This is a genomic window from Evansella tamaricis, assembly GCF_019042215.1.
Classification (GTDB): domain Bacteria; phylum Bacillota; class Bacilli; order Bacillales; family Salisediminibacteriaceae; genus Evansella; species Evansella tamaricis.
Genome location: NZ_JAHQCS010000015.1, coordinates 1 through 9,035, shown reverse-complemented (window position 1 = coordinate 9,035; position 9,035 = coordinate 1). Strand labels below are relative to the sequence as shown.

Annotated in this window: 9 protein-coding genes and 1 riboswitch; of the genes, 7 read left to right on the top strand and 2 right to left on the bottom strand. The window is 37.2% G+C overall.

The features are described from left to right. Positions 1 to 162: 162 nt before the first annotated feature. Positions 163 to 1,974, bottom strand: coding sequence for a sensor domain-containing protein (locus tag KS419_RS00830; protein ID WP_217064200.1), 1,812 nt, complete (start codon positions 1,972 to 1,974; stop codon positions 163 to 165). A gap of 46 nt (positions 1,975 to 2,020) precedes the next feature. Beyond that, positions 2,021 to 2,104: riboswitch (cyclic di-GMP riboswitch) on the bottom strand. Between the two features lie 281 nt (positions 2,105 to 2,385). On the opposite strand from KS419_RS00830, the gene KS419_RS00825 reads away from it, so the two are divergent. From KS419_RS00825 to ald, 3 genes are all read left to right on the top strand, one after another. Beyond that, positions 2,386 to 2,613, top strand: a complete 228-nt coding sequence (locus tag KS419_RS00825; protein ID WP_217064199.1) for a thioredoxin family protein — start codon at positions 2,386 to 2,388, stop codon at positions 2,611 to 2,613. A gap of 61 nt (positions 2,614 to 2,674) precedes the next feature. Beyond that, the gene (locus KS419_RS00820; RefSeq protein WP_217064198.1) at positions 2,675 to 2,890 is read left to right on the top strand and encodes a KTSC domain-containing protein; all 216 of its coding nucleotides are present in this window, start codon (positions 2,675 to 2,677) and stop codon (positions 2,888 to 2,890) included. 179 nt (positions 2,891 to 3,069) lie between these two features. Next, positions 3,070 to 4,188, top strand: a complete 1,119-nt coding sequence (ald, locus tag KS419_RS00815) for an alanine dehydrogenase (protein ID WP_217064197.1) — start codon at positions 3,070 to 3,072, stop codon at positions 4,186 to 4,188. A gap of 147 nt (positions 4,189 to 4,335) precedes the next feature. Here the strand turns inward: ald and KS419_RS00810 are convergent, their stop codons facing one another. Continuing rightward, the gene (locus KS419_RS00810; protein WP_217064196.1) at positions 4,336 to 5,148 is read right to left on the bottom strand and encodes an HAD family hydrolase; all 813 of its coding nucleotides are present in this window, start codon (positions 5,146 to 5,148) and stop codon (positions 4,336 to 4,338) included. Between the two features lie 300 nt (positions 5,149 to 5,448). On the opposite strand from KS419_RS00810, the gene KS419_RS00805 reads away from it, so the two are divergent. The 4 genes from KS419_RS00805 to phnE (KS419_RS00790) all read left to right on the top strand — a co-directional run bounded on the left by KS419_RS00805 (position 5,449) and on the right by phnE (KS419_RS00790) (position 8,862). Then, the gene (locus tag KS419_RS00805; protein ID WP_217064195.1) at positions 5,449 to 6,429 is read left to right on the top strand and encodes a phosphate/phosphite/phosphonate ABC transporter substrate-binding protein; all 981 of its coding nucleotides are present in this window, start codon (positions 5,449 to 5,451) and stop codon (positions 6,427 to 6,429) included. A 66-nt stretch (positions 6,430 to 6,495) separates the two neighbouring features. After that, the gene (gene phnC, locus KS419_RS00800; protein WP_217064194.1) at positions 6,496 to 7,272 is read left to right on the top strand and encodes a phosphonate ABC transporter ATP-binding protein; all 777 of its coding nucleotides are present in this window, start codon (positions 6,496 to 6,498) and stop codon (positions 7,270 to 7,272) included. Beyond that, on the top strand, positions 7,265 to 8,059 hold the full coding sequence (gene phnE, locus KS419_RS00795; RefSeq protein ID WP_217064193.1) for a phosphonate ABC transporter, permease protein PhnE: 795 nt from the start codon (positions 7,265 to 7,267) through the stop codon (positions 8,057 to 8,059). The genes phnC and phnE (KS419_RS00795) overlap by 8 nt, the downstream gene beginning before the upstream one ends. Next, positions 8,059 to 8,862 (top strand): phosphonate ABC transporter, permease protein PhnE, encoded by an 804-nt coding sequence (gene phnE / locus KS419_RS00790; RefSeq protein WP_246593578.1) that lies wholly within the window; start codon positions 8,059 to 8,061, stop codon positions 8,860 to 8,862. The genes phnE (KS419_RS00795) and phnE (KS419_RS00790) overlap by 1 nt, the downstream gene beginning before the upstream one ends. Positions 8,863 to 9,035 lie beyond the last annotated feature (173 nt).

Genomic DNA, 9,035 nt, shown 5'->3' with positions numbered 1-9,035 from the left:
AAGACACTGCGAAGAATGAGCAGATGTCGCACTTGTGCCAGTGGTGAAAGGGAGTGAATTTCGCAAAAATCAACATTGAACGATAACAGAGCCTTAAAAAAAGTACCTCAAATAGGTACTTTTAAGAGAAAAACAGAAATGGATAATTGGTTACATTAAAAATTAATATGACAGTATTTTTTTAGGATTGGTTGATTCAATAAATGGTGCAACTGCTTCCGGGGGTAATGCCTTACTATAAAGAAACCCTTGCATTTCATCACATTTTCTATTACATAAAAAGGATACCATGTCGATTGTTTCTACCCCTTCTGCAATAACCCTCAAGTTCATATTATGCGCCAATTGAATAATAGAAGTAACGATTGCCTGATCATTCGCGTTGTTCAAAAGTTCTTTAATAAATGATTGATCAATTTTTAGTGTATCAATTGGAAATCTTCTTAAATAACTTAAGGATGAATAACCTGTTCCAAAATCATCAATCGATATACGAATACCTAATCCTTTTAAACGTTCAAGTGTTCTTAAGCATTCTTCCTGATTATACATCAAATCATTTTCTGTGATTTCTAAGTCTAAAAGTTCTGGAGGCAATCCTGTTTTTTTAAGATTATACTTTACTTTACTGACAAAATCAGGACGCTGAAATTGAATCGGCGATATATTTACGCTAATGCGCAAAGGTTTTCCTTCATCATTCCATTTTTTAGCTTGAATCATGGCTTCTTCTAATACCCAATCACCTATTGAAACGATTAAACCAGTCTCTTCCGCTAAGGGAATAAATAACGCAGGTGATATAACTCCAAGTTCCTTATCCTTCCAACGTATTAGTGCTTCCACACCTATTACTTCTTGTTGAAGTAAATCAATTTGAGGTTGGTAGTTTAATTCAAAGTGTTTCCTTTCCGTTGCGATCCTTAACCGTTTTTCCAATAAAAGTCTCTCATCATGAACCGTTCGGATGGAGGAATGGAACCATTGAATATTATTTTTCCCCTGTTCTTTTGCATACTGCATTGCCATCTCTGCTTGATGGACCACTTCTCCATACGTTTTTCCCATTTCCGGGAAGATGGATATACCTATACTGGCAGTGATAAACAATTCATTTCCCCTTACTTGGAACGGACTTTGAAACAGATCTAGTATTTCTTGAGCTAATTGATGTGCTTCCCTTTTCGAACTTGGTTTATCCAATAATAAGGCAAATTCATCCCCACCGTAACGATAGACATGAAGATTTTCATATTGAAGATTAATCAGCGATTGACCGATGACTTGAATTAATTTATCACCAGTAAAATGCCCCAATGTGTCGTTATAAAACTTAAATCTGTCTAAATCAATAAAAAACAAAACAAACAGGTGATGATCAGAAGAGAAGCTAATCCGCTCGCTGACATCCCTCTCAAAGCGATCACGGTTTGGTAATCCTGTTAGATTATCCACGGCTGTAATTTCTTTAATAACTTTCTCTGCTTGTTTTAATCTCGTTATATCTTTATGTAAAAGCAAGATTGCCTGAAATTTTCCAACTTCTTCTTCCATTAATAAAGGATGAATTGTCACGCCCAAAATAAGAGGATTTCCATTCTTCGTACGATACACAGATTCTCTATAGGAAGTATCAGTTAGATTTTTTTGATTTAAAAGCTCTCTTTTTTCCTGACTCCTACTGTTAGTTTGTAATGAGGAGTAATCTATTCCAAGTAAATCTTCTTTCGTATAATGTATTGCTTCACAAAATGACTTACTAACATAAGCAATTTTACCATCTGAGTTGGTTATCACCAATAGAGAGGTCTCTTCTATCGCCTGCTTTAAAGAGAAGATTAGATTTATATAGGAATGATCCTGTATTTGTCCTTGGTTTCCATCCAACAATTCATCTATCCATAAATCAGAAAACCACTTTGGTAAGTCAAAATCATTTTTAAGATCTTCCATTGAATGCTTTTCCTTCTCCATCCTTTCCCTCCTCTTCCATAACGATTTATATACGAAAAAAACCGACCAAAAAAAAGGTCGGTTGCACTACTAGCTCCTACATGTCAAAGTGCCCAGATGAAGACATGCTTTCTTCGCATCCACGTAATATAAATTCTTAATAGATTCATTGTATTATTAACCAAAAAGAAATATCAAGAATTTTAACACAATTTAACAAAAATTTTAATGTTAACCATACTACTCCTATGGTTACATTATATTTCACCTAAAAATTCAAAGTAAAATTAATTGGAATTTATATTTATGACTAGTTAAAAAAGTTTTCTAAAAAGTAATAATTTCTTCACAACCTCGCCATATCCGTTTTAAGTTTTTCTTATGACAGATTTTATAATAATGGTATAAGAAAGGTGAGGTGAGGTGAGAGAAATGGACGTGAAGCTTTTAATTAATCAGAATATTAATGGAAGAATCGTTGAAAAGCGCCTATTGGAAGTGTTAGAGGACATGGGTTTAAAAGCTGAAGTTGAAATATTACTAAATGATGCAGAACAGCCAGAGGGCATTTTCTTTACTCCTACTCTCATTGTTAACAATCAAGTTGTTTCAAGCGGAAAGGTTTTATCGAAAGAAGAAATGTCCCAATTTTTTATGTGATTGTTAGTTTTCCATAAAACAGGGTACTTTAGTTAAAAAGAACCTTAAGGGGGATAATTATATGGAAAGAACAGAACTTAATCAGGGAAATTTGCAATCCATTGGTTATGATGAAATGACTAGAGAATTACATGTTCACTTTAAAAGTGGCGAACTAACGATTTATTATGAAGTACCAAAACAAGATTACGTTGGTTTCTTATCTAGTACAAATTTTAGTGATTTTTTTCAGGAACGAGTCGAGCCGAGGTTTCCTTCCAAGACGATTGAAAAATAAGTAAGAGAGGAAGTTTTTATTGGCAACATATATAAAAACTTCCTCTTTTATTTTCAAGATTAGTTGATAATGCACTTATAGAAAAAAATGGTGGTAGAAAAGGGAAGACTTCGTTAAAATAGTGTAAGGAGTGGATTGTCCATTCAACAAACACACGAAAATAGAAGGAGGGGCTTGAAATGAAGATTGGAGTACCTAAAGAAATAAAAAACAATGAAAACCGAATTGCTCTTACTCCTGCAGGTGTACTTACTTTACACCAAGCAGGCCACGATATTTTTGTGGAAAAGGATGCGGGAATAGGAAGCGGTTTTAGCAACGATGCTTACATAGAAGCTGGTGCCATTATACTTGATGAAGCAAAAGACGTTTGGGATTCAGCAGAAATGGTGATGAAAGTGAAAGAGCCTCTTCCAAATGAATATGTTTTCTTTCGTGAAGGGTTAGTACTTTTTACATACTTACATTTAGCAGCTGTCCCTGAACTTGCTGCAGCCTTGACAGAAAAAAAGGTTATTGCAGTTGCCTATGAAACAGTAGAAGTAAATCGTACACTACCTCTCTTAACGCCAATGAGTGAGGTTGCTGGAAGAATGGCATCCCAAATCGGGGCTCAATTCTTAGAAAAACCTAAGGGCGGAAGTGGAATATTATTATCTGGAGTCCCAGGTGTGAAACGTGGAAAAGTAACGATTATTGGTGGTGGTGTCGTTGGTACGAACGCAGCAAAAATAGCCATGGGTCTTGGGGCTGATGTAACCATAATTGATTTAAATCCTGATCGGTTACGTCAGTTAGATGATATCTTTGGAGCGGAGATTAATACTTTGATGAGTAATCCCCTAAATCTAGCTAATGCTGTAAAGGAATCTGATCTCGTCATTGGTGCCGTCTTAATCCCTGGTGCAAAAGCTCCTAAACTTGTGACAGAAGAAATGATTAAGGAAATGATGCCCGGTTCTGTGATTGTGGATGTTGCCATCGATCAAGGAGGCATTTTTGAAACCGTGGATCGAATTACAACACATGATGATCCAACCTATGTAAAACATGGAGTTGTCCATTATGCTGTAGCTAATATGCCAGGTGCTGTTCCAAGGACGTCCACGATTGCATTAACAAATGTAACCGTACCTTATGCTCTACAAATTGCAAATAAGGGAATTACCCGTGCACTTAGGGAAAACCCGGCACTTGTTAAAGGTGTTAACACAGCAAACGGATTTATATCGTATGAAGCTGTTGCAAGAGATCTTGAATATGAATATAAATCTGTTGAGGACTGTCTTCTCAGTTAATTAGAAACGTGGACGGTCTTCCTCCTCCTAGAAGGCGTGCTCGCGGTGAGCGACCACCTTTAGTCTTTCGAGTACTATATCATAGAACACAAAAAGAACGAGGGAGTCTCCGAAAGTTATACTTTGGGGGACACCTCGTTCTTTTTATTATTGTTCCTCAAACCATTCATGTATCCGCTTGACTTGGGTCAATTGTTCAAGCTCTGTTGGATGGGGGTGTTCATTAATATAGACTGCCTGCATTCCCATTAATAATGCCGGTGCAATCTCATTGATGAAATTATCACCTATGGAAACTGTCTCTTCTGGTTGAACACCATATTTTTCAATTAACTCATTAAAAAAATTATCCGTATTAGATGGCTTTTGAGCAGAAGTAATGACTTCATGAAACAATCCTGTCAGATCCAATTCCTTTAATAGCCTTCCCACATCGTCTTCATCACTGTTTGTCATCAAAACGATATTGGTCTGATCTTTTAATTTTTTCAAGAAAGGTTTCAATCCTGGAATTGGAGTTAATTCAAACTCTTCCGTAACCATGTATTCCTTTGTTTCCAGATAACGTCGGTAACAGTTTTCCACCCCATGGTGTTTCGCACAGGCAAAGGGAAGCCACCAGCCGTCTCCAATTGCTACGATATTTTCAAAATCAAACGTAACAGTCTTCATTCCATAACTTAAAGTATCTAAATTCTTTTTTGTTCCAGCCCAATCAACTGCCTCTATTACTTTCAGTGTCATTGGATCAATGGTTAATATTAAGTCGTTATTCACATCATAGGCTTTTCCAATATGTAATGGATGATTTCCATTTTTCATGCTTTCATAATCAGCCCAATATTCAGTAAGTACTTCTTCCTTCACATCCAACGCTAACCTTTTTGCATAATAATCGAAATGATCTGTTCCTTCATATAAAGTTCCATCTAGATCAAAAATATATAATTTTGCTAACACTCATATCCACGTCCTTTTTAAAATATATCAAAGATGTTGTGACCTTCCACTTATTCTACCATCAACAGACACAATGAAACAATATGGGCAAATGTAACAACTGAAATTATAAAAACATATGTCGAAAAGTCAATTGTGAATGAAATATGAATCGAATATTAATATCCGTTAACATATCTTGTCGTTTGTAAAGCTTCTGTAAGAATGACGTAAATTCTATAGTATTCTATCAGACTATCATGCATAATCACACATGTAGTCAAACTACAAACTAAAAAACAGTAAGGGGTAGATTTTCAGATGAAAAAGATTTTTACGGTTCTATTTTCATCCGTTCTTGCGCTTTCTCTAGTAGCATGTGGTGCTGGTGAAGAGGATGACACAACAGATGTAGCGGATGGTGCTGATGATACTTCAGCAGAAGACACTACAGAAGACACTGGAACAGAAGACGAAGAGGAAGAAGAAGTAGCTGAAGACGAAATTACTAAATTAACTATGGGATTTGTTCCGTCACAGGATGCGGCGAATATTGCTACAACTGTTGAACCTTTAGCACAACGTTTATCTGAAATTTTAGGTGTAGAAGTAGATGCTCAAGTTATGACAGACTACACTGGATTAGTTGAAGGTATGAGAACTCAACAGATCGACATCGGTTTCTTACCTCCATTTGGTTTCGTTCAAGCTGAAGAACGTGCTGGAGTTGAAGTTATTCTAAAAGCTATTCGTCATGGTGATGATTCTTACCGTGCACAATTTACAGTGGCTGCTGACTCTGAAATTGACTCTATTGAAGATTTAATCAATAACGAAGGTTATGTTTGGGCTTACGGTGACCCTACTTCCACTTCAGGGTTCTTATTCCCAGGTAACTTGTTCCTTCAAGCTGGTGTAGAAGACCTCGATTCTCACTTTACTCACATTACAGTTGGTGGACATGATAACTCCTTAATCGCTGTTATTGATGGTCAAGCTGATTTTGCAACTACATTTGAAGATGCTCGTGAAGTAATCCTTGATGACTATCCAGATGCAATGGACATGAAGGTAATTGGTTTCACTGATCCTATTCCAAACGACACTATTTCCCTTCGCTCTGAATTAAGTGACGAGTGGAAAACAAAAATCAAAGAAGCTTTCTTGAGCTTTAATGATGATGAAGCAATGATGGAAGTAATGAATGAAGTATACAGCTGGACAGGTATTGCTGAAGCAAAATCTGAGGATTATGATATTGTCCGAGACACTTACGCAGCATTTGAAGAGATGCTTAACTAATAAAATATCATTACAGGGAAAAGCTTGTGCTTTTCCCTTATTCTATGAAAAAGAGGGAAGATCAACATGATAGAATTTCGAAATGTTTCATTAACCTATCCAAATGGTCACCAAGGACTTAAAAACATCGACCTAAAAATAAACGAAGGTGAATTTGTCGTCATTGTAGGCTTGTCAGGTGCAGGAAAATCCACCTTAATTCGAAGTATTAATCAGATGGTGAAGCCTACACAAGGAGAATTATTCATTGACGGGGAGAATACGTTAAAATTCTCTGATCGGAAACTACGAAAATTTCGTCGGAATATTGGCATGATTTTTCAAAACTATAATTTAGTCAAGCGATCTTCCGTTTTGCGTAATGTTTTAGCAGGACGTTTAGGGCATACAGGTACGCTTCGCAGTATCTTATCTCTTTTTCCACAAGATGATGTCCAATTAGCGCTACATAGTCTTGAACGTGTAGGAATCGCAGAGAAAGCTTATATTCGTGCAGATCAGTTAAGTGGTGGTCAACAACAACGGGTTAGTATTGCAAGGGCTCTAACACAAAAACCAAAGTTAATTCTAGCAGATGAGCCAGTAGCAAGTCTCGATCCACCTACAGCACATGCGGTTATGAAGGACTTACAGCGAATTAACAAAGAAGATTCCATTACGATGGTAGTAAACCTCCATGCGATTGATTTATCAATGCAATACGCCGAAAGGATTATTGGTCTTCGAAATGGAGAAGTCGTTTTTGATGGGCCGGCCAGTTCTGTAAGCGAAAAGACATTTGAGGATATTTATGGTCGCCCGATCAAAGAAGACGACTTGGTTGGTGAAGTCTCCAATGGATAAGTCAAAAAGAATTCCGATTATTCCCGCAAGACAAAAGTTGTTTTTTGCAGTTATCATCGCAATAGTCATTGGATTATATTATCTGGCATCCATTGTTACATCATCATCTCCAATTCGTTTAGTAGATGGGATTCCGCATATTTTCAGCTTTGTATTCGATGACCTTATTCCACCAAATTGGAGTTACTATAACCGTGTGCTTCCTCCCCTTTTGGAAACTTGGAATATCGCATTTTTAAGTACAACGGTAGCCGTTATTTTTTGTTTGCCAATTAGCTTTTTGGCAGCAGGAAATATCAACAAAAAGACTTGGCTTTATCAAATCGTACGTCTAGCACTGAATGTATTACGTACCATCCCTGATATGATTTTAGCAGTTATATTCGTTGCAATGGTTGGTATAGGGGCTCTTGCTGGGGTTTATGCGCTGTTTTTCTTCTCCTTAGGTATATTAGTGAAACTAATCAGTGAAACCGTTGAGGCGATTGATCCAGGTCCACTGGAAGCCATCCGAGCAACTGGAGGGAACATTTTTCAAATCATTTGGTTTGGGGCAATGCCGCAAATACTTCCGCAATATGTTTCTTACAGTTTATATGTGCTAGAGATCAATGTCCGTGCGTCACTTGTTCTCGGTTTCGTAGGTGCTGGAGGAATCGGTTTAATACTTCGTCAGCAAATGTCCATGTTCAATTATGGAAATATTGCAATGATTATTTTCATCACCTTCATTGCAGTGACGATCATTGACACAGTAAGTACGAGCTTAAGAAAGAGGTTAGTCTAATGTCACAGGTAGATATCAATCATATGAAAAATCCTAAACGTGCCAAGTATTGGTGGACGTTTGTCGCAGTGACAGCGTTTATGACCATTTTATATTATGTTGCCTTTACTGAAACAAAACTTTCGGCCACTCGTTCCATCTGGGAATCGGGTTCATTATTGAAAAGGTTTTTCTGGGATCCATTGTTTATGCCGGAAGTACATGAGAAAATACCCGACTTTTTCGGATATATGATGGAAACGGTAGCAATCGCTTATGCTGGAACACTTATGGGGGCAATTCTTGCTATACCAGTTGGATTTTTGGCTGCACAAAATATTGGAGGTTCATTTTCATTTATTGGAAAGGGAATCTTAAACGCTGTCCGTGCTTTCCCTGAAATTCTATTTGCAATTATTTTTGTAGCGGCTGTTGGCATGGGTCCATATGCCGGCGTATTAGCTATTTCCATTAATTCCATTGGAATGTTGGGGAAATTATATTCGGAGGTTATTGAATCCATTGATATGGAAATTATCTCCACCTTAAAAGCAACTGGTGCCAGTAAATTACAAGTATTGGTTTATGGAGTTATACCACAAGTTATTCCTGAATTCAGTTCATATGCCCTTTACCGATATGAGATTGATGTGAGATCCTCTTCCGTCCTAGGGATTGTCGGTGCTGGTGGTATTGGGGCACCACTTATTTTAGCTGCTAATCAGCGTAATTTTGAAGAAGTTGGAATGATGTTATTTATCATTGTAATAACAGTTACAGTCATAGATCTTATCAGTACTAATATTCGCAAGCGTTTAGTATAAGAAAAGCGCAATCGCCTAAGCTCACGAGCGTAGGGCAGTGGAGGAATGACAACCTGAAGTCCGCTCTTTGACTTCAGGTGTCACTTCCGAAGTGCCCCGCAGCGATTAAGAAGCAACTGAAAAAGTTTAAAACCACTTTTTCAGTTCCTTTTATTTGTATGGCAATGGCTGCG